The sequence below is a fragment of the Streptomyces sp. NPDC093801 genome, from assembly GCF_040701585.1.
Taxonomy (GTDB): Bacteria; Actinomycetota; Actinomycetes; order Streptomycetales; family Streptomycetaceae; genus Streptomyces.
Genome location: NZ_JBFBDP010000005.1, coordinates 62,842 through 82,628, shown reverse-complemented (window position 1 = coordinate 82,628; position 19,787 = coordinate 62,842). Strand labels below are relative to the sequence as shown.

Here is a 19,787-nt window from a genome sequence, read left to right as displayed (position 1 = left end):
ACTTGGCGCCGACCGCTCGCATGATCTCCGCGATGTGCCGCTGGCAGGTGCGTTCCGACATGCCCAGGCGGCGGGCGATCACCTTGTCCTCCAGGCCCTCCGACAGCAGGCGGACGATGGTCTGGCGGAGCTCGTCCGAGAGGGACCTGGCGGCGTCCGGGCTCACCGTCGTCGGGAACGGGCGGGCGCCCAGCCAGGAGCGTTCGAAGGCCGCCGTCATGAAGTGGACGACGCTCGGCTCCCGGACCACCAGCGCCGCGCCCTGGCGGTCGGGGACCGACATCAGGCCGGTGCGCGCGTCGAAGATCAGCATCCGCATCAGGCCGTCGCCCAGGGTCCGCACCTGCGCCCCGAGCGCCGTCACCCGCTCCACGTACGCCGCCGTCGGGCGCGAGTAGCGCGCCGTGTGCTGGTAGATGGTCCGCATCCGGACCCCGCGCGCCAGCAGCGACTCGTCCCGGCCGACCGCCTCCTCCAGGGCCTCCAGCGGCCGCCCGCCGCCCGGCTGGGAGGTCAGCAGCTCGCGCTCGCACCCCGCCACCAGCTCGGCGATCAGCCCCCGCACCGCCCCGAGGTCGGTCACCAGCTCCAGCCGGCCCGCCCCGACCCCCTCCCGGTGCGCGGCCCCCGCCTCGTACGCGGGTACCAGCGCCTCCAGCCGCCCGCGCAGCCGGTCCATCTCGTCGTGGGTCTCCCTGACGAGCAGCGCGAGCGGGGCCAGCGCCCGGGCCGCCGCCGCGCGGGGCGCGACCGCGCTCCAGCGCTCCGGCCCGTCGCCGGGGGCCCGCTGGAGCAGGTGGGCGGCGGACAGCTCCGTGACCGCGGCGCCCGCGCGGGCGCCCAGGGCGGCGGTGGCCTCGGCGGGGGTGAAGGCGTACCGCTCCACGGCGAAGGCGTACAGGCGCCGCGCCGCAGGGCTCAGATCGGACCCATCGGCTCCGTCGACTTCGACTGGCATATGCCTATTCGTCCCTGACTGTGACCGTTTATAAACCCCTCGGGTTCCCGCAAGGCGGCAAGCCGACGCCTGGATCCGGGCATCCGGCATATGACGAACCGGCACAGTGGGGATCACGGCGTGCCGGGGGCGGTCGCGCCGCATCCGTCGGTGCCGTCCGACCGTGAGGGGGCGGAGCGGCAGGCACGGACGGACGCCGCGCGCCGCCCCCGTCCCGCGGGGCCCGCGCTACTGCGGCTTCGCGTAGGTGCCGTACCCCGTCCAGTCCAGCGCCACGGCCGGCTCGTCGCCGACCACCCACGCGTCGTGCCCGGGCGCGATCTGCATGAAGTCCCCCGGGCCGTACTCCTCCTCCTGCCCGTCGTCCATGACGACGCGGATCCGGCCGCTCAGCATGTACCCCGTGTGCGCGGACTGGCAGCTGTCGGTGCCGGCCAGCGGCTTGATGTGCTCCGACCAGCGCCACCCCGGCTCGAAGACGGCCCGTCCGACGGCCCCGTTCTCGGTCTCGATCACGTCCAGCCGGCCCTTGCCGTCCTCGAACGGCCGGGTCTCGTCGGCGCTGTCGAAGTTCCTGCGCACCATTCCGGCCATGGCCCATCGCCTCCCGGAGAGAAACGCCCCGAGTCCACTCCTCACCATACGCTCGGGCACACCGCCGCACCGCTCGCGGCGCCCGCCCCTCACCCCCGCAGCGACCGCCCGAACCCCGAGGCCAGCGGCATCCGCAGGCCCAGCGGCGGGGGCGCCGCCAGGGCGTCCGTCACCGGCCGCGAGTACCGCCCCGAGAACATCGCTCCGAGGACGAAGTCCACCGCGAGCGCCACCACTTCCGCCCGGTGGTCGCGCAGCCCGTGCCCGTCGGAGTGCACCTCGAACCGGCAAGTAGAACGATTCGCCTTCTTCGCCCGGGCCGCCAGGCGGAACGAGCACTCCGGGTCGCTGCGCGCGTCGTTCGTCCCGTGCACGATCAGCACCTGCCGCCCGGCGAGCTGTTTCACCGGTTCAGGGGAGCCGCCGCGGAGCTCGTCCGGTAAACAAGGGGCCAGTGCCACCACCGAGTTGACGGCCCCGTGCCCCGCCGCCCGCAGTGCCGCCCGGCCCCCCGCCCCGTAGCCGGCCAGGCAGACCGGTACGTCCCCGTACCTGCGCACCACCTCGTCCGCCGCCCACCGCGCGGCCGCCTCCCGGTCCTGCGGGCCGTGCAGCACCGCGTGCGCCACCAGCCCCTCCGCCCCGCCCGCCCGGGCCAGCGCCCGCGCGAGCGGGCGCACCGGACCGGGGGCGATCCTGGACGCCCCGGGGAGCAGGAGGACCACACCACTGACCATCGACTCCGAGCCGTTCGCGCCGGCCGCCCGCCCCAGGCGGGCCCCGCGCGCCGGCGGCGCATGCTGTGCCATGGCGGAACAGTCTCAGACCGGAGGGTGTACGCCACCCGTCCGTACGGTCTCTGTTACATATCGACGCCCGCCGCCAACCGGTTGCTCTACGCGCGTAGGAGTAGAGTGCCGGAATGACGAGCGAGACCCCGAACACGCCCACCCCGGAACAGATCCGCCGCGCCCCGAAGGTGCTCCTGCACGACCACCTCGACGGTGGCCTGCGTCCCGGCACCATCATCGAACTGGCGGCCGCGGTCGGCTACGACAAGCTGCCCGAGAACGACGCCGACAAGCTGGGCGTCTGGTTCCGCGACGCCGCCGACTCCGGCTCCCTCCCGCGCTACCTGGAGACGTTCGCGCACACCTGCGCCGTCATGCAGACGAAGGAGGCCCTCTTCCGGGTCGCCGCCGAGTGCGCCGAGGACCTGGCCGAGGACGGCGTCGTGTACGCCGAGATCCGCTACGCCCCCGAGCAGCACCTCGAAGCCGGCCTGACCCTCGAAGAGGTCGTCGAGGCCGTCAACGACGGCTTCCGCGAGGGCGAGCGCCGCGCCAAGGCCAACGGCCACCGCATCCGCATCGGCGCCCTGCTGACCGCCATGCGCCACGCCGCCCGCGCCCTGGAGATCGCCGAGCTGGCCAACCGCTACCGGGACAACGGCGTGGTCGGCTTCGACATCGCCGGCGCCGAGGCCGGGTTCCCCCCCACCCGCCACCTCGACGCCTTCGAGTACCTCAAGCGCGAGAACAACCACTTCACCATCCACGCCGGCGAGGCCTTCGGCCTGCCGTCGATCTGGCAGGCCCTCCAGTGGTGCGGCGCCGACCGCCTGGGCCACGGCGTGAAGATCATCGACGACATCGAGGTCGCCGCCGACGGCTCCGTGAAGCTGGGCCGCCTGGCCTCGTACGTCCGGGACAAGCGCATCCCCCTGGAGATGTGCCCGACCTCGAACCTGCAGACCGCCGCGGCCGCCTCGTACGCCGAGCACCCGATCGGCCTGCTGCGCAAGCTGCACTTCCGGCTGACGGTCAACACCGACAACCGGCTGATGAGCGGCACCAGCATGAGCCGCGAGTTCGAGCACCTGGTCGACACCTTCGGCTACTCGCTCGACGACATGCAGTGGTTCACCGTCAATGCGATGAAGTCCGCGTTCATTCCTTTCGATGAACGACTGGCGATGATCAACGACGTGATCAAGCCCGGTTATGCCGAGCTGAAGTCCGAGTGGCTGTTCCGTCAGACCGCTTCCACCAGCGGATCCGTATCGGCCTAGGCCACGGAATGACACAGGGGGAGCACTCGGGGCCATTCCGCCCCGGGTGCTTTCTCGTATTTGAGGATGTTTGCGGGAGCGGGTTTCAAGTGACTAGTTTGCGGAGCCGCTCGATTCCCCGTAGCAAGGACGATTTTTCATGAAGCAGTCTGCTGCCAAGTCCCTCGGTGTCGCTGTCATTGGTGCCGCCCTCGCCGCGGGTGCCGCGGGTACCGCCTCCGCCTCGGTGCTCCCGACCCCGAACCTGACGGACGCCCTCGGCACCGTCACCAGCGCCGCCAGCGCCGTCACCAACCAGACGGACCAGGCCCAGCAGGGCGGTCAGAGCGACCCCGCGGCCCCGGTCAGCCAGCTGCTCGGCGGCCTGCCCCCGCTGCCCGGCCTCGGCGGCTGATCCGGACCCCGGATTCGCACGCCCGCGCGCGTGGCGCACGCCCTTTCGAGGTGGTGTGCGCCGCGTCGCGCGGTGTGCCACGATCACCACCAACTGCCCGCCGACGCACGGGGTATGAGGTCCGGTCATGCGCATCACGGCACGATTCAAGGCGCCCGCGACGACGTTCGCGCTGCTCCCCGCCCTGCTCCTCGGAGCCGCCGGCTGCAGCAGCGGCACCGACGCCCCCGCCGCCGGCAAGAGCCCGGACCCCAAGGGCTCCGCGGCCACCGCGCCCTCCGGCGCGCCCGGCGCCGCGGCCGCCTCCCCGGCGCCCGTGGCCAAGGACGCCCGCCTGGAGCGCTCCGCCCTCGCACAGGGCGACCTCCCCGGCTACCAGGTCTCCGCGCAGGGCAAGAACCCCAACGCCCCCGTGGGACAGCCGCAGGCCGACAAGAAGGCCTGCCAGCCGCTCGCCGACATCATGGGCGACAAGCCCGACCCGGCCGCGCACGAGACCGTCAACCGGGGCGTCGGCTCCCAGAAGCAGGTCGGCCTCGCCGTCTCCGCCTCCGTCAGCTCCTACGACGAGAGCGACGCCAAGAAGGTCGTCTCCCGGATCCGCGAGGCCCTCGCGGCCTGCGGCTCCGGATTCACCGCCACCGTGCAGAAGCAGACCGGCACCTACCGGGACGTGAAGACGGTCCCGTTCAAGGCCGCCGGCGACGAGAGCGTCAGCTGGACCACGACCGCCGCCGCCGAGGGCGTCTCGGCGCAGGTCCACCTGGTCGTCGTCCGCGAGGGCTCCTCCGTCGTGCGGCTGATGGCGCTCAACGTCGCGGCCGCCGGGCAGAAGGCCCAGGTCCCGCAGGAAGTCGCCGACAAGCAGCTGGAAAAGGTCCGGAAGGCCGGTTGATTCCCGCCGGGGCGCCGCTCGCGTTCCCGGACGGGATCCAGGGGGCCCGGCACGGCCGGGCCCGCCTTCACCAGGCGGTGCTCGCCGAGCCGACGCCGGACTTCTCGTTCGGGATCAGCAGCCACAGTGCCAGGTAGATCAGGAACTGCGGACCCGGCAGCAGGCAGGACAGGACGAAGATGATCCGCATCGTGCGGGCCTTCATGCCGAACCGCTTGGCCAGTCCGGCGCAGACGCCGCCGATCAGACGTCCGTCACGGGGGCGGGTCAGCGCGCTCATGGTGTTCTCCTTCGTATCGGGATTCGCGCGCTTTCTTCCTTGTCCGGCGCGATGAATCAATATTCGCGCGGTACCGCCGACAGGACGTCGGTCCACGGGCCGAGCCCGACCCTGGGAATTCTCGGGGTGCTCCCCTGAGGAACGGCGTCGGGGGAGGTCAGGGGCCTGCGGAGCCTGGCCCGCAGCACCGGTACGACCGCCGCGTGCACGATCACCACCCCGGCGGTGTTCAGCAGCAGGGCGTCCACGTCCAGCACCCGCCCCGGGACCGCCGTCTGGAGCATCTCGATGCTCAGCGAGATCAGCACGGCCGCGGCCGCCGTCCGCACCAGCGAGACCCACGCCGCCAGCGGCCCGGCCGCCAGCCGGCCCCCGGCCAGCGGCAGCAGCACCCCCAGCGGGGCCAGCAGCGCCAGCCCCTCGCCGATCCGCCGCGCGGCCTCCAGCGGCCCCATCGCCAGGTCCGCCCGGATCCCCTCCAGCGGGGTCAGGTTCGCCGCCGCGGCCCAGGGCACGTCCAGCGGACTGAGGGTGAGCCATCCGACGATCAGCAGATGCGCGGCCAGCAGGGCCCCGCTCAGGAGCCGGGGACGGACCGGGAGCTGTGTGGCGGTGGCGGCGCTGCCGCTGCCCTCATGACGGTGCACACCACCGAGGACGCCCGCCCCGGCGGCAGCGGTTCCGGTCACCCCGTCCCGTCTCGTCCCCCACGACGCCCGCACCCGGCCCGCTCCGGAGGACCCGCCCCGGACGACGCCCCGAGTCCGCCGTGCTCCGGAGGGGTTCTAGACGACGATCAGCAGCACGGCCAGCAGGACCGCGCCCGCCGCCGCCGGGGCGATGATCTCCCAGGCCCAGCGCACCGTGACCGGCCCCTGCGCGCCCGGCCGGGAGGCCCCGCGCTCCGCGAGCTCGGTCAGCTCGTCGACGGCCTTGTCGGCCGAGGCCCGCGCGGCCGCACCGCCCCCCTGGCCGCCCGCGCCCCCGCCGGCCGCCGCCTCGCGCCGGCCGGCGGTGCGGTTCGCCTTCTTGCGCTCGCGCAGCGACACCGGCACCGACCAGAGCTGGTACTTCGCCCCGTCCGCCAGCACCTCCGCCGAATACCCGGCGCGCACCGCGTCCACGACGCCCCAGGGCAGCGTGATGACCCGGAACGGGTTGCGGACGCGCATCCGGTCCTCGTTGGCGAAGACGGCCGGCCGGATGGTGAACGCCACCGTCAGCGGCACGGCGCACAGCGCGGCGGCGAGCCCGATCCACCGGCCGCTGCCCACGCCCCGCAGCACGGCGTCCCCGCACAGCCACACGATCATCGCCAGGATCAGCACCCCGGTCACGACGGCCATGGGGGAGCGGTAGACGCGGTCGGCGTAGGCCGGCTCATGGGGGGAGGGAGTGGTCATGCCGCCGATTGTGCCGCATGCCCGTGCGGCGGCCACCAGTGCACGGGGGCCGGGTGCACCGATGGCGGACGTCACGCGCAGATGTGCACGAGGGGGGTGACAGGTCGCTACGCGCGTAGATATGCTCATCTGGTGACCATGCCCACCACCCTCACCGCATTCGCTGACGTGACGACGTCCGACAGCGCGCTGCGCCGCTTCCTGCACGGGCTGCCCGGCGTCGACGCAGTCGGACTGGAGGCCCGCGCGGCCGCCCTCGGCACCCGCTCGATCAAGACCACGTCCAAGGCGTACGCCATCGACCTGGCCATCTCGATGATCGACCTGACGACGCTCGAGGGTGCGGACACCCCGGGCAAGGTCCGGTCCCTCGCCGCGAAGGCCGTCAACCCCGACCCCCTCGACCGGACGACGCCCATGACCGCCGCGGTCTGCGTCTACCCCGACATGGTGGCCACCGCCAAGGCGGCCCTGAACGGCGCCGACGTCAAGGTCGCCTCCGTCGCCACCGCCTTCCCGGCCGGCCGCGCCGCCCTGCCGGTCAAGCTGGCCGACACCCGCGACGCCGTCGCCGCCGGCGCCGACGAGATCGACATGGTCATCGACCGTGGCGCCTTCCTCGCCGGCCGCTACCTGGAGACCTACGAGCTGATCAAGGCCGTCAAGGAGGCGTGCGTCCGCGAGGACGGCACCGCCGCCCGGCTGAAGGTCATCTTCGAGACCGGCGAGCTGTCGACGTACGACAACATCCGCCGCGCCTCCTGGATCGGCATGCTCGCGGGCGCCGACTTCATCAAGACGTCCACCGGCAAGGTCGGCGTCAACGCCACCCCCGCCAACACCCTGCTGATGCTCGAAGCCGTCCGCGACTTCAAGGCGCAGACTGGAATCCAGATCGGCGTGAAGCCGGCCGGCGGCATCCGGACCACCAAGGACGCCATCAAGTTCCTGGTCCTGGTCAACGAGACCGCGGGCGAGGACTGGCTGACCAACGAGTGGTTCCGCTTCGGCGCCTCCAGCCTGCTGAACGACCTGCTCATGCAGCGCCAGAAGCTGAGCACCGGGCGTTACTCCGGACCCGACTACGTGACGGTGGACTGATCACCATGGCATCCCTCTTCGAGTACGCACCGGCCCCCGAGTCCCGCTCGGTCGTCGACATCGCCCCCTCGTACGGCCTCTTCATCGACGGTGAGTTCACCGACGCCGCCGACGGCAAGGTCTTCAAGACCGTCAGCCCCTCCAGCGAGGAGGTGCTGTCGGAGGTCGCCCAGGCCGGCGCCGCCGACGTCGACCGCGCCGTCAAGGCCGCCCGCCGCGCCTTCGAGAAGTGGTCCGCGCTGCCCGGCTCCGAGCGCGCCAAGTACCTCTTCCGCATCGCCCGCATCATCCAGGAGCGCAGCCGCGAGCTGGCCGTCCTGGAGACCCTGGACAACGGCAAGCCGATCAAGGAGACCCGCGACGCGGACCTCCCGCTGGTCGCCGCGCACTTCTTCTACTACGCGGGCTGGGCCGACAAGCTCGACCACGCCGGCTACGGCGCCAACCCGCGCCCGCTCGGCGTGGCCGGCCAGGTCATCCCCTGGAACTTCCCGCTGCTGATGCTCGCGTGGAAGATCGCCCCGGCGCTCGCCACCGGCAACACCGTCGTCCTCAAGCCGGCGGAGACCACCCCCCTCTCGGCGCTGTTCTTCGCGGACATCTGCCGCCAGGCCGGCCTCCCCAAGGGCGTCGTCAACATCATCCCCGGCTACGGGGACGCGGGCGCCGAACTCGTCGCCCACCCCGACGTCAACAAGGTCGCCTTCACCGGCTCGACCGCGGTCGGCAAGGCCATCGCCCGCCAGATCGCCGGCACCGACAAGAAGGTCACCCTGGAGCTGGGCGGCAAGGGCGCCAACATCGTCTTCGACGACGCCCCCATCGACCAGGCCGTCGAGGGCATCGTCAACGGCATCTTCTTCAACCAGGGCCAGGTCTGCTGCGCGGGCTCCCGCCTCCTGGTCCAGGAGTCGATCCACGACGAGCTGCTGGACTCCCTCAAGCGCCGCCTCTCCACGCTGCGCCTGGGCGACCCGCTCGACAAGAACACCGACATCGGCGCGATCAACTCCGCCGAGCAGCTCGCCCGGATCACGGCCCTGGCCGACACGGGCGAGGCCGAGGGCGCCGAGCGCTGGTCCCCGGCCTGCGAGCTGCCGTCCTCCGGCTACTGGTTCGCCCCGACGCTCTTCACGAACGTCAGCCAGGCGCACACCGTCGCCCGTGACGAGATCTTCGGCCCGGTCCTGTCCGTGCTGACCTTCCGCACCCCGGACGAGGCCGTCGCCAAGGCCAACAACAGCCAGTACGGCCTGTCCGCCGGCATCTGGACGGAGAAGGGCTCCCGCATCCTCGCGGTCGCGGGCAAGCTCCGCGCCGGTGTGGTGTGGGCCAACACCTTCAACAAGTTCGACCCGACCTCGCCCTTCGGCGGCTACAAGGAGTCGGGCTTCGGCCGCGAGGGCGGCCGCCACGGCCTGGAGGGCTACCTCGATGTCTGAGTCTTCTGCGACCCGTCTGGGCGTCTTCAAGACCTACAAGCTGTACGTCGGGGGCAAGTTCCCCCGCTCCGAGAGCGGCCGGGTGTACGAGGTGAGCGACTCGAAGGGGAAGTGGCTGGCCAACGCCCCGCTGTCCTCCCGCAAGGACGCGCGTGACGCGGTCGTCGCGGCCCGCAAGGCCTTCGGCGGCTGGGCGGGCGCGACCGCGTACAACCGCGGTCAGATCCTCTACCGCATCGCCGAGATGCTGGAGGGCCGCCGCGACCAGTTCGTCCGCGAGGTCGCCGAGGCCGAGGGGCTGTCCAAGTCCAAGGCGGCGGCGGTCGTGGACGCGGCCGTCGACCGCTGGGTCTGGTACGCGGGCTGGACCGACAAGATCGGCCAGGTCGTCGGCGGGGCCAACCCGGTGGCGGGCCCGTTCTTCAACCTCTCCACCCCGGAGCCGACCGGCGTCGTCACGGTCGTCGCCCCGCAGGACTCCTCCTTCCTGGGCCTGGTCTCGGTGATCGCCCCGGTGATCGCGACGGGCAACACCGCCGTCGTCATCGCCAGCGAGAAGTCCCCGCTGCCGGCCCTGTCCCTGGGCGAGGTGCTGGCCACCTCCGACCTGCCGGGCGGCGTCGTCAACATCCTCTCCGGCAAGGCCGCCGAGATGGGCCCGCACCTGGCGGCCCACCAGGACGTCAACGCGATCGACCTGGCCGGCGCCGACGCGGCGCTGGCCAAGGAGCTGGAGATCGCGGCGGCGGACAACCTCAAGCGCGTCCTGCGTCCACAGCCTGTGGACGACTGGGCCGCCGACCCGGGCACCTCGCGCATGACCGCGTTCCTGGAGACCAAGACGGTCTGGCACCCGACCGGGTCGCTGGGCTCGGGCGGCTCCTCCTACTAGGACGCCCACGGCCCCGCCTCCGGGGCACCCCGTGGAACGGCCCCCGACGGCGATCGCCGTCGGGGGCCGTTCCACGTCCCAGGGCCCGCCCTACCGCTTCACTGCTTCGGCAGGACCGGGCCCAGCAGCGAGGAGACCGCGGCCTGCGGGATCTCCTTGACCGACGGTCCCTGCGTCAGGACCCCCGTCACCATCGTGGTGCCCACGGCCGGGAAGTCGGCGACCTTCGTGCCCACCCCGTTGTCGAGGGGATCCACGCCGGTGTGGGCGAGGGGGTTCACCTTCAGGTTCGCGATCGGGTCGACGACCCCGGAGACGGCCGCCGCCGGGTCCAGCTCGCCGGCCTGCGCCCCGCCGGCCGCCATGGCCAGGGCGGCCCCGGCCAGGGAGAGGGTCAGTCCGGCGGAGCGGAGCCGCTGCGGAGAGGGGTCGGAGGCTGCGTGACGTGCCATTGGTTCCCGCCTGTGGTCGTAGTCGCCTGCGCACACAGCGTAGTCGAGCGGGTGTCCCGGATTCCAACGCGCCATGTGAGACCGGTCGCAGGGGCTGTCGGCAGTGTGTCGATACCCCCGGTCATGCCTCACACTGGTCTCCCGTGAGCTGTTCATCTCCCCTTCCGACGCGCGTCGTGCTCCTGACCGGTCCCTCGGGTTCCGGCAAGTCCTCGCTGGCGGCCCGCTCGGGCCTGCCCGTACTGCGCCTGGACGACTTCTACAAGGAGGCGACGGACCCGTCCCTCCCCCTGGTCGAGGGCAGCTCGGACATCGACTGGGACTCCCCGCAGTCCTGGGACGCCGACGTCGCCGTGGCCGCCGTCGCAGAACTCTGCCGGACCGGCCGCACCGAGGTCCCGGTCTACGACATCGCGACCAGCTCCCGCACCGGTACGGAGACCCTGGACATCTCCCGCACCCCGCTGTTCATCGCGGAGGGCATCTTCGCCGCCGACATAGCCGCCCGCTGCCAGGAGCTCGGCCTCCTCGCCGACGCGATCTGCCTGCGCGGCCGGCCCTCCACCACCTTCCGCCGCAGGCTCGCCCGAGACCTGCGCGAGGGCCGCAAGTCCCTGCCGTTCCTGCTCCGCAGGGGCCTGCGCCTGATGCGGGCCGAACGCGGCATCGTGGCCCGGCACGTCGCCCTCGGCGCCCACGCCTGCGCCCGCGACGAGGCCCTGGGCCGCCTCGCGGCCGCCGCGGCCGGCCGCCACCGCTCGGCGAGCGCCGCGGCTGCGTAGTCGGGCGGGGCCGGCGTCCGGCCGGGCCGGCGTCGGGCGGGGCCGGCGTCCGGCGGGGCCGCGGACAAGAGAAGGCGGGACCAAGCGGACCCCCGTCCGCCTGATCCCGCCTCCATCCCCCCCCATGGCCTCCGTCCCACCCCCGTAGGACGGACCCCCCGGCCGGTGGTCTGTGGTGTTGAGTCGTACGCGCTGCGTGCTGCGGCGCGCGCGTCGTTACGCGACGAGCTCCCCGAAGGACTCCGCCTCGTCACGCCCGAAGCTCAGCGCCTCGTCCTCGCGCAGCCGGCGCAGCGAGCGCCAGATGCTCGACTTCACGGTGCCCACGCTGATGCCCAGGATCTCCGCGATCTCCGGGTCCGTGCGGCCCTCGTAGTAGCGCAGCACCAGCATCGTGCGCTGCGGCTCCGGGATCCGGGCCAGCGCCTGCCAGAGCACCGCGCGCAGCTCCGTCCCGCGCATCGCGTCCGTGTCGGAGGCCGTCTCCGGCAGCTCCTCCGTCGGGTACTCGTTCAGCTTGCGCCGCCGCCACGCGCTGATGTGCAGGTTCGTCATCGTCCGGCGCAGGTAGCCGCCCACCGCCGCCTTGTCGCTGATCCGGTCCCACGCGCGGTACGTGGAGAACAGCGCGCTCTGCAGCAGGTCCTCGGCCTCGTGGCGGTCGCCGGTGAGGTGGAAGGCCGTCGCGTACAGCGCCGCGCGCCGCTCCTGCACGTACGCCGTGAACTCCGCCTCCGAGGAGGAGGCCGGAGAAGACGGGGTCCGCTGGGCGGGAACCGCCTGGTACTGCTTCGCGTCAATGGCTACGACATGAGCCTGCCGCCGGGAGCCCGGCACCGTACGGACACCCGCCCGGCGGTTCGCGTCGTGCAGCCGCGTGACAACCGCGCTGGTGGTGGTGCTGTGCAGCGTGTTCATCTCGCGCCCCCCGTCGTGGAGTCTGCTTCGGTCCGTGTTTCGATGACAAAAGACTGCCCGGCCGACTTAACCGGCGTGTCCGTCGACTGTCACAGCACTGTCACAGCCGCCTGCGGCCGCACCCGCCGCCGGACCCGCCGCCGGATCCGTCGCGCGCGACGGTCGAAGTCCCGACGGCCGATGGGACAGAATGAGCCCGTGCCTTTCCTGTTGCTGATCGAGGACGACGACGCCATCCGCACGGCCCTCGAACTCTCCCTGACACGCCAGGGCCACCGAGTGGCCACCGCGGCGACGGGTGAGGACGGCCTGAAACTGCTGCGCGAGCAGCGGCCGGACCTGATCGTTCTCGACGTCATGCTGCCCGGGATCGACGGCTTCGAGGTGTGCCGGAGGATCCGCCGCACCGACCAGCTGCCGATCATCCTGCTCACCGCTCGCAGCGACGACATCGATGTCGTCGTCGGCCTGGAGTCCGGAGCCGACGACTACGTCGTCAAGCCCGTCCAGGGGCGGGTGCTCGACGCCCGCATCCGGGCCGTGCTGCGCCGCGGCGAGCGCGAGGCCAGCGACTCCGCCGTCTTCGGGTCGCTCGTCATCGACCGGGCCGCCATGACCGTCACCAAGAACGGCGAGGACCTCCAGCTGACGCCCACCGAGCTGCGGCTGCTGCTGGAACTCAGCCGCCGGCCCGGCCAGGCGCTCTCCCGCCAGCAGCTGCTGCGCCTGGTGTGGGAGCACGACTACCTGGGCGACTCGCGGCTCGTCGACGCGTGCGTGCAGCGGTTGCGCGCCAAGGTCGAGGAAGTCCCCTCGTCACCCACGCTGATCCGTACCGTCCGGGGTGTCGGCTACAGGTTGGACTCCCCGCAGTGATCAAGGCCCTGTTCGCGGGCCGGCGCTGGACCAGCCTGCGGTTGCGGCTGCTCGTGGTGTTCGCCCTGGTCGCCCTGGTGGCCGCCGTCTCCGCCTCCGGAATCGCCTACTGGCTCAACCGCGAGGCGGTGCTCACCCGTACCCAGGACGCGGCCCTGGGCGACTTCCGCCAGGAGATGCAGAACCGCGCCGCGGCCCTGCCCGCCGAGCCCACCCCCGAGGAACTGCAGCGCACCGCCGAGCTGATGGCGGGCAGCAGCCCCGGGTACAGCGTGCTGCTCGTGCACGAACGCAAGGACAAGCGGCTGGTGTTCGGCGCGGCCGGAGCGGCCTCGTTCGGGCTGGACGACGTACCGAAGTCCCTCCAGAACGCGGTGAACGACCGCCAGAAGACCACGACCGCCAACGACGCCGAGTACCACATGTACTGGCAGCGCACGAAGCCCGGCGGCAACCCGTACCTGGTCGGCGGCACGCGGATCGTGGGCGGCGGACCCACCGGCTACATGTACAAGTCCCTCGCCACGGAGCGGGACGACCTCAACGCGCTGGGCTGGTCGCTGACCATCGCGACGGGCCTGGCGCTGCTCGTGTCGGCGCTGCTCGCCCAGGCGGCGGCACGGACCGTCCTCAAGCCCGTCCAGCGGCTCGGCGAGGCCGCGCGGCGGCTGGGCGAGGGGGAGTTCGACCACCGGCTCGACGTGTCGGGGACCGACGAACTCGCCGACCTCTCGCGCACGTTCAACCGGACGGCGGAGGCGCTGGAGAAGAAGGTCGCCGACATGAGCGCCCGCGAGGAGGCGAGCCGGCGGTTCGTGGCCGACATGAGCCACGAACTGCGCACCCCGCTCACGGCGTTGACGGCCGTGGCCGAGGTGCTGGAGGAGGAGGTCGACGACCTCGATCCGATGATCGCGCCGGCGGTGGGCCTGGTGGTCAGCGAGACCCGGCGGCTGAACGACCTGGTGGAGAACCTGATGGAGGTCACCCGCTTCGACGCGGGGACGGCACGCCTGGTGCTCGACGACGTGAACGTCGCCGACCAGGTCACGGCGTGCATCGACGCGCGGGCCTGGCTGGACGCCGTCGAGGTCGACGCCGGACGCGGGATCGTGGCGCGGCTCGACCCGCGCCGGCTGGACGTGATCCTGGCCAACCTGATCGGCAACGCGCTCAAGCACGGCGGCTCGCCGGTGCGGGTGTCGGTGCGGGTCGAGGGGGAGTGGCTGGTCGTCGCGGTCAAGGACAACGGGCCCGGCATCCCGGAGGAAGTGCTGCCGCACGTCTTCGACCGCTTCTACAAGGCGAGCGCGTCCCGGCCGAAGTCGGACGGCAGCGGCCTGGGCCTGTCGATCGCCATGGAGAACGCGCACATCCACGGAGGCGACATCACGGCCGCGAACGGCCCGGAGGGCGGGGCCGTCTTCACGCTGCGGCTTCCGGTGGACGTGGGGAAGGTGATCGCCGGTGGCGGCACGGACGCGTAGGGCACGCAGGACGGGTACGGCGTGCGGGGCTCGTGGGACCAGTGGGACCCGCAGGGCCCGTAGGACGCTGTGGGTCGTGGGGGCCGCTGGAGCCCTGGCGGCGGTGCTGTCCGGGTGCGGGATCCGGGCCACGACCGTTCCGGTCGACGTGGGCCCCGCCCCGTCGCGGGTGTCCTGCGACACCCCCGACCTGCCGTCGGGGCAGAGCGGGGTGCAGGGGTTCCGTGCCAGGATCGAGCTGGTCTGCGGATCGCAGCTGGTGGCGGTGGAACGGGTCGTCCCGGTCCCCGAGAAGCGGACCGGGCGCGAACCCGTGACGCTGGTTGCGCAGGCCCTGCTGGAGGAGCTGGAACGGACCCCGTCCGAGCAGGAGCGGGAGGGCGGCTTCACCACCGGGGTACCGGACGGGCTGACGGCCGCCCCGGCGCGGCCCGGGGACCCGGCGGGCACGGTACGGCTCAGCCGCAAGCCCGAGGACCTGCCGCCGGTGGCCCTGGCGCAGATCGTGTGCACCCTGTCCGCGAGCGACGCCGTCTCGGCCGGCCCGGGCCCCGTGGTCCTGGGCGGCCCGGACGCGGACCCGCCCCGCGCCTGGGAGTGCACGGACGCGGTCCGCTCCCGGCCGGAATCGGCCCCGACCCTGGGAGAACTGGTCCGCCCGACGGCATCACCGTCGCCGTCGCCGTCCTGAGACGGAGGGCCGCGGTGCGGGCCCGCTTCACCCCCCGCGAGGGGTCGGGGACCGGTCGGCGACTGCCCACCCGCCTCCCCGGTGCGGGTGGGTGGGCCGGGGGCGGGGTCCCGCGCAGCGGGACCTGAACGCCGGACCGGTACCGGGGTGGGCGGAGCCTCGGCGGCGCGGCATGGGGAGGGCTTGGGGGTTTCCCGTCAGTCTCATCGTCCTTCCGCGTCGGGACGGCCCGTCAAGGGCGCTCCCTCCGGTCGCGTCGCTGCGCGATGGCCTTCGGCCACCCTTGACGGACCGCCCCGCCACGAAAAGCCGAAGACTGCCGGGAAACCCCCGAAGGAACGGGACGGATGTTCCTGGGACATGCGGCCGTATCAGGGATCAGACGAGGTCGTCGGGGGCCGGCAGACCGCCCATCCGGGCCCGCCACCCATGCGATCGGGGCCGCCCTCACGCGCCGGATCGCTACGCGCTCCTCATTCCCCAGCATCCGCAGTCCGTCCGGGGCCGTTCCCCGCGCCAAAGGGCGACGGGATGGGCTTTCGGCGCCGTCGGGCGCATCAGATCGCTACGCGCTCCTCATTCCCCAGCGTCCGCAGTCCGTCCGGGGCCGTTCCCCGCACCAAAAGGCGACCAGAGGAGCACGTGGCGACAGTGTGCGCGTCAGATCGCTGCGCGCTTCTCATCTCTCAGCGTCCGGCGACCGTCCGGGGCTGATCCCCGCACCAGAGGACGACGAGACGGGCATCCGGGGCCGGTAGGCGCACCACAGGACGACCGGCAGGGCATCCCAGCCCAAGACGGCCGCAAGACGCCGAGAAATGAGGAGCGCGTAGCGATCTGACGCGTGGGGAGGCTCCGACCGCATGGGTGGCGGGCCCCGATGGGCGGTCTGCCGGCCCCCGACGACCTCGCCTGGTCTCCGGTCCCGCCGGTTGTCCGACTCTGGACCGTGCCGTTCCTTTGGGGGTTTCCCGGCAGTCTTCGGCTTTTCGTGGCGGGACGGCCTGTCAAGGGTGGCCGAAGGCCATCGCGCAGCGACGCGACCGGAGGGAGCGCCCTTGACAGGGCGGCCCGACGCGGAAGGACGATGAGACTGACGGGAAACCCCCAAGCCCTCCCGATACCGCCCCGCCGAGGTCCCGGCCCCCCGCTCCCGTCCGGCAGTTCAGCCCCGCCCTGCCGGGATGGCGCTCACCCGCCCCCGCCCCCGGCCCGGGAATGCCGACGGCCCCCTCGGGGGGAGCCGAGGGGGCCGTCGGGGCGGGGGAGGGGTCAGAGGCCCATCGCTGCTGCGAGGTCCTTCTTCACCGTGTCCAGGATCTCCTGGCCGCGGACGCGGGCCGAGGCGAGGTCCGAGGCTTCCGCCACCGGGACGACCACCTCCAGGTAGCACTTCAGCTTGGGCTCCGTGCCGGACGGGCGGCAGATCACCCGGGCCTTGTAGTCGCCCTCCAGGTAGTAGCGCAGGCCGTCCGTCGGGGGGAGCTTCTCCGTGCCCCGGGACAGGTCCTCCGCCGAGACCACCCGCAGGCCCGCCAGGGCCGCCGGGGGTTCCGCGCGCAGCTGCGCCATCGCGTTCGCGATGACCGACAGGTCCTCGACGCGGACCGAGAGCTGGTCGGTGTGGTGCAGGCCGTGGGCCATCGCCAGGTCGTCCAGCAGGTCGGTCAGGGTGCGGCCCTGCTCCTTGAGCACCGAGGCCAGTTCGGCGACGAGGAGGGCGGCGGTGATGCCGTCCTTGTCGCGGACGCCCTCGGGGTCCACGCAGTAGCCGAGGGCTTCCTCGTAGCCGTAGCGCAGGCCCTCCACGCGGGAGATCCACTTGAAGCCCGTGAGGGTCTCCTCGTAGCCGAGGTTCGCCGCCTCGGCGATGCGGCCGAGGAGGGACGAGGAGACGATCGACTCCGCGAAGACGCCCCGGGCGCCCTTGTGGACCAGGTGGGCCGCCAGGAGGGCGCCGACCTCGTCGCCGCGCAGCATGCGCCAGCCGCCGTTGTCGGGGACCGCCACCGCGCAGCGGTCGGCGTCCGGGTCGTTCGCGATCACGATGTCCGGCTGGACCTCGGCGGCCTTCGCGAAGGCCAGGTCCATCGCGCCCGGCTCCTCCGGGTTGGGGAAGGCGACCGTCGGGAAGGCCGGGTCCGGCTCCGCCTGCTCGGCGACGAGCACCGGGGTGGGGAAGCCGTGCCGGGCGAAGGCGGCCATGACGACGTCCTTGCCGACGCCGTGCATGGCCGTGTAGACGGTCCGCACGCCCCGGGGGGACCCGGGGGTCAGGACGGAGTCCGTGCGCGCCAGGTAGGCCTCCAGGACCTCCTCGTCGAGCTGCAGCCAGCCGTCCGAGGGGCGGGGGACGGACGCGAGGGTGGTGATCGCGTCGATCTCCGCCGCGATCCGCGCGTCCGCCGGGGAGACGATCTGCGAGCCGTCGCCGAGGTAGACCTTGTAGCCGTTGTCCCGGGGCGGGTTGTGGCTCGCGGTCACCTCGACGCCGGCGACGGCTCCCAGGTGCCTTATCGCGTACGCGAGGACGGGCGTGGGGAGGGGGCGGGGCAGTACGGCCGCGCGCAGGCCGGCGCCCGTCATGACGGCCGCCGTGTCGCGGGCGAAGTCCGCGGACTTGTAGCGGGCGTCGTAGCCGACGACCACCAGGCCGCCCTCGTGGCCCTCCGCCTTCAGGTAGGCCGCCAGGCCCGCCGCGGCGCGGATGACCACGGAGCGGTTCATCCGCATCGGGCCCGCGCCGATCTCGCCGCGCAGTCCGGCGGTGCCGAACTGGAGCGTGCCGGAGAAGCGGTCCGCGAGCTCGGCGGTGTCGCCCGCGTCGACGAGCGCGCGCAGCTCGGCCGCCGTCTCCTCGTCGGGGTCCTCCGCCAGCCAGGTCCGGGCCCGGGTGAGCAGGTCGTCCTGTGCCTGTTCCACTAGTTCCGCCTTACCTCTCGTACGTCGTCGGTCGTCGATCAGATGCGGGCGAGGACCTGCGTCAGCAGCGTGCCCATGCGGGCGGCGGAGTCGCGGCCGGCCTGGAGGACCTCTTCGTGGTTGAGCGGCTCGCCGGACAGGCCCGCGGCCAGGTTGGTGACCAGGGAGATGCCCAGCACCTCGGCGCCGGCCTCACGGGCGGCGATGGCCTCCAGCACGGTGGACATGCCGACCAGGTCGGCGCCCATGACGCGGATCATGTTGATCTCGGCCGGGGTCTCGTAGTGCGGGCCGGGGAACTGGACGTAGACGCCCTCTTCGAGGGTCTCGTCGATCTCCTTGCACATCGCGCGCAGGCGCGGGGAGTACAGGTCGGTGAGGTCCACGAAGTTCGCGCCGACGATCGGCGAGGTCGCGGTGAGGTTGAGGTGGTCGCTGATCAGGACGGGCTGGCCGGGCTTCATGCCCTCGCGCAGGCCGCCGCAGCCGTTGGTGAGGACGACGGTCTTGCAGCCGGCGGCGACGGCGGTGCGGACGCCGTGCGCGACGGCGGCGACGCCGCGGCCCTCGTAGAAGTGGGTCCGGCCGAGGAAGACCAGGGCGCGCTTGTCGCCGATCTTGTACGAGCGGATCTTGCCGCCGTGGCCCTCGACTGCGGCGGGCGGGAAGCCGGGCAGCTCGGTGACCGGGAACTCGGCCTCGGGCGCCCCGAGCGCCTCTGCGGCGGGGGCCCAGCCGGAGCCCATGACGAGGGCGACATCGTGGGATTCGACGCCGGTGAGCTCGCGGAGGCGGGCGGCGGCGGCGTCGGCGGCGGCGAAGGGGTCGGTAACAGATGCGTTCACGCAGACGAGCGTAGCCGCTGTTGGCCTACGCGCGTAGATGGCACAGCTCACGGTGTTCGGATCGTTGCCTTGTCGTTTCCGCCGAATCGTCCCGGAGGGCCTCCGGGACGGGCCGCGGAGGACGTCCGGAGGGGTGGGACGGGCCCGGTGCGGGCCCGGACGCCGCGGGCGGGGCCGGACCGTCCGTCCGGCGGGGCTGGACGGAAGCCGGGGCTCCGCTTCAGGCCCCGCCCGGGCTCAGCACGGTCGCTTGCGGAGTTCCATCACGTAGTCGTGGGGGGCGCCCGCCGATTCCGCGGCGTCGGCGATCTCGCCGAGGTAGCGCGCCGACGGCAGGCCGCCCTCGTAGCCGTTGAGGACGTAGCACCAGGCGGCCTCCTCGCCGTCCAGCGTGTGGACCCGGATCCGCATGCGGCGGTAGATGTCCAGGCCGACGCCCTCCCAGCGGTCCATGGAGTCCTCGTCCAGCGGCGCGATGTCGTAGAGGGCGACGAAGACCTGCTGGCGGGGGGCTTCCACGATGGTGGCGAGGGCGCCCTCCCAGCCCATCTGCTCGCCGCCGAAGGTCAGCCGCCAGTCGTTGATCCAGCCCGTGCCGCGCAGCGGCGAATGCGGAGCGCGGCGCGTCATCAGCCGCGGGTCGAGGTTGCCGGCGTACGCGGCGTAGAGCGACATGAGGTCGAGGGTACGGGAGGGGCGCCCCGGCACGCGTGCCCGGATGGCGCACGGATGACAGGACCGGGAGTGGAGCACCTTGAAGCGTGCGGGACAATGGGCGTGGAAT

General features: G+C 72.7%; 21 protein-coding genes. 10 read left to right on the top strand and 11 right to left on the bottom strand.

The genetic code is table 11. From position 1 onward, the window contains the following. The 3 genes from AB0469_RS07030 to AB0469_RS07020 all read right to left on the bottom strand — a co-directional run. Window positions 1–958 (bottom strand): helix-turn-helix domain-containing protein (locus AB0469_RS07030; RefSeq protein WP_366450316.1); only part of this gene is annotated, 958 nt, incomplete at its 3' end. 228 nt (window positions 959–1,186) lie between these two features. After that, window positions 1,187–1,552, bottom strand: coding sequence for a cupin domain-containing protein (locus AB0469_RS07025; protein ID WP_366450315.1), 366 nt, complete (start codon window positions 1,550–1,552; stop codon window positions 1,187–1,189). Between the two features lie 89 nt (window positions 1,553–1,641). Continuing rightward, on the bottom strand, window positions 1,642–2,361 hold the full coding sequence (locus AB0469_RS07020; RefSeq protein WP_366450314.1) for an alpha/beta hydrolase: 720 nt from the start codon (window positions 2,359–2,361) through the stop codon (window positions 1,642–1,644). Between the two features lie 113 nt (window positions 2,362–2,474). Between AB0469_RS07020 and AB0469_RS07015 the strand changes: the two genes are divergently transcribed. From AB0469_RS07015 to AB0469_RS07005, 3 genes are all read left to right on the top strand, one after another. Next, window positions 2,475–3,623 carry an adenosine deaminase gene (locus tag AB0469_RS07015; RefSeq protein WP_366450313.1) on the top strand — a complete coding sequence of 383 codons (1,149 nt, stop codon included), beginning with the start codon at window positions 2,475–2,477 and terminating at the stop codon, window positions 3,621–3,623. 139 nt (window positions 3,624–3,762) lie between these two features. Beyond that, window positions 3,763–4,017 (top strand): hypothetical protein, encoded by a 255-nt coding sequence (locus AB0469_RS07010; RefSeq protein ID WP_366450312.1) that lies wholly within the window; start codon window positions 3,763–3,765, stop codon window positions 4,015–4,017. A 127-nt stretch (window positions 4,018–4,144) separates the two neighbouring features. Beyond that, window positions 4,145–4,912: a hypothetical protein gene (locus AB0469_RS07005; protein WP_366450311.1), complete on the top strand. Its 768-nt coding sequence runs from the start codon at window positions 4,145–4,147 to the stop codon at window positions 4,910–4,912. 67 nt (window positions 4,913–4,979) lie between these two features. Here AB0469_RS07005 and AB0469_RS07000 read toward each other — a convergent pair whose 3' ends face one another. From AB0469_RS07000 to AB0469_RS06990, 3 genes are all read right to left on the bottom strand, one after another. Continuing rightward, window positions 4,980–5,192: a PspC domain-containing protein gene (locus tag AB0469_RS07000; RefSeq protein WP_042812285.1), complete on the bottom strand. Its 213-nt coding sequence runs from the start codon at window positions 5,190–5,192 to the stop codon at window positions 4,980–4,982. Window positions 5,193–5,248: 56 nt separating this feature from the next. Then, window positions 5,249–5,773 carry a VanZ family protein gene (locus AB0469_RS06995; protein WP_366450486.1) on the bottom strand — a complete coding sequence of 175 codons (525 nt, stop codon included), beginning with the start codon at window positions 5,771–5,773 and terminating at the stop codon, window positions 5,249–5,251. 204 nt (window positions 5,774–5,977) lie between these two features. Next, entirely contained in the window at window positions 5,978–6,595 is a 618-nt protein-coding gene (locus tag AB0469_RS06990; protein WP_366450310.1) for a PH domain-containing protein, read from the bottom strand. A 138-nt stretch (window positions 6,596–6,733) separates the two neighbouring features. Between AB0469_RS06990 and deoC the strand changes: the two genes are divergently transcribed. From deoC to AB0469_RS06975, 3 genes are read left to right on the top strand one after another with little or no spacing between them, the layout of a single operon-like run. After that, window positions 6,734–7,696 (top strand): deoxyribose-phosphate aldolase, encoded by a 963-nt coding sequence (gene deoC / locus AB0469_RS06985; RefSeq protein ID WP_366450485.1) that lies wholly within the window; start codon window positions 6,734–6,736, stop codon window positions 7,694–7,696. Window positions 7,697–7,701: 5 nt separating this feature from the next. Then, window positions 7,702–9,138, top strand: coding sequence for an aldehyde dehydrogenase family protein (locus tag AB0469_RS06980; RefSeq protein ID WP_366450309.1), 1,437 nt, complete (start codon window positions 7,702–7,704; stop codon window positions 9,136–9,138). Next, window positions 9,131–10,030 carry an aldehyde dehydrogenase family protein gene (locus tag AB0469_RS06975; protein WP_366450308.1) on the top strand — a complete coding sequence of 300 codons (900 nt, stop codon included), beginning with the start codon at window positions 9,131–9,133 and terminating at the stop codon, window positions 10,028–10,030. The genes AB0469_RS06980 and AB0469_RS06975 overlap by 8 nt, the downstream gene beginning before the upstream one ends. Before the next feature lie 98 nt (window positions 10,031–10,128). On the opposite strand, the gene AB0469_RS06970 is transcribed toward AB0469_RS06975, so the two are convergent. Beyond that, entirely contained in the window at window positions 10,129–10,482 is a 354-nt protein-coding gene (locus AB0469_RS06970; protein WP_042811824.1) for a hypothetical protein, read from the bottom strand. A 143-nt stretch (window positions 10,483–10,625) separates the two neighbouring features. On the opposite strand from AB0469_RS06970, the gene AB0469_RS06965 reads away from it, so the two are divergent. Next, entirely contained in the window at window positions 10,626–11,264 is a 639-nt protein-coding gene (locus AB0469_RS06965) for an ATP-binding protein (protein ID WP_366450307.1), read from the top strand. Window positions 11,265–11,480: 216 nt separating this feature from the next. Here the strand turns inward: AB0469_RS06965 and AB0469_RS06960 are convergent, their stop codons facing one another. Then, window positions 11,481–12,182: a SigE family RNA polymerase sigma factor gene (locus AB0469_RS06960; protein ID WP_366450306.1), complete on the bottom strand. Its 702-nt coding sequence runs from the start codon at window positions 12,180–12,182 to the stop codon at window positions 11,481–11,483. Window positions 12,183–12,380: 198 nt separating this feature from the next. Between AB0469_RS06960 and afsQ1 the strand changes: the two genes are divergently transcribed. From afsQ1 to AB0469_RS06945, 3 genes are all read left to right on the top strand, one after another. Beyond that, window positions 12,381–13,058: a two-component system response regulator AfsQ1 gene (gene afsQ1 / locus AB0469_RS06955; RefSeq protein WP_185117195.1), complete on the top strand. Its 678-nt coding sequence runs from the start codon at window positions 12,381–12,383 to the stop codon at window positions 13,056–13,058. Next, window positions 13,055–14,545, top strand: coding sequence for a HAMP domain-containing sensor histidine kinase (locus AB0469_RS06950; protein WP_366450305.1), 1,491 nt, complete (start codon window positions 13,055–13,057; stop codon window positions 14,543–14,545). The genes afsQ1 and AB0469_RS06950 overlap by 4 nt, the downstream gene beginning before the upstream one ends. A gap of 76 nt (window positions 14,546–14,621) precedes the next feature. Next, window positions 14,622–15,236 carry a hypothetical protein gene (locus AB0469_RS06945; protein ID WP_366450304.1) on the top strand — a complete coding sequence of 205 codons (615 nt, stop codon included), beginning with the start codon at window positions 14,622–14,624 and terminating at the stop codon, window positions 15,234–15,236. 1,272 nt (window positions 15,237–16,508) lie between these two features. Here AB0469_RS06945 and AB0469_RS06940 read toward each other — a convergent pair. The 3 genes from AB0469_RS06940 to AB0469_RS06930 form a co-directional block, all read right to left on the bottom strand. Continuing rightward, window positions 16,509–18,158 carry a phospho-sugar mutase gene (locus tag AB0469_RS06940; RefSeq protein ID WP_366450303.1) on the bottom strand — a complete coding sequence of 550 codons (1,650 nt, stop codon included), beginning with the start codon at window positions 18,156–18,158 and terminating at the stop codon, window positions 16,509–16,511. 38 nt (window positions 18,159–18,196) lie between these two features. Beyond that, window positions 18,197–19,003: a purine-nucleoside phosphorylase gene (locus AB0469_RS06935; RefSeq protein ID WP_366450302.1), complete on the bottom strand. Its 807-nt coding sequence runs from the start codon at window positions 19,001–19,003 to the stop codon at window positions 18,197–18,199. Between the two features lie 237 nt (window positions 19,004–19,240). Continuing rightward, window positions 19,241–19,678 carry a gamma-glutamylcyclotransferase gene (locus AB0469_RS06930; protein WP_007266087.1) on the bottom strand — a complete coding sequence of 146 codons (438 nt, stop codon included), beginning with the start codon at window positions 19,676–19,678 and terminating at the stop codon, window positions 19,241–19,243. Window positions 19,679–19,787: the final 109 nt, after the last annotated feature.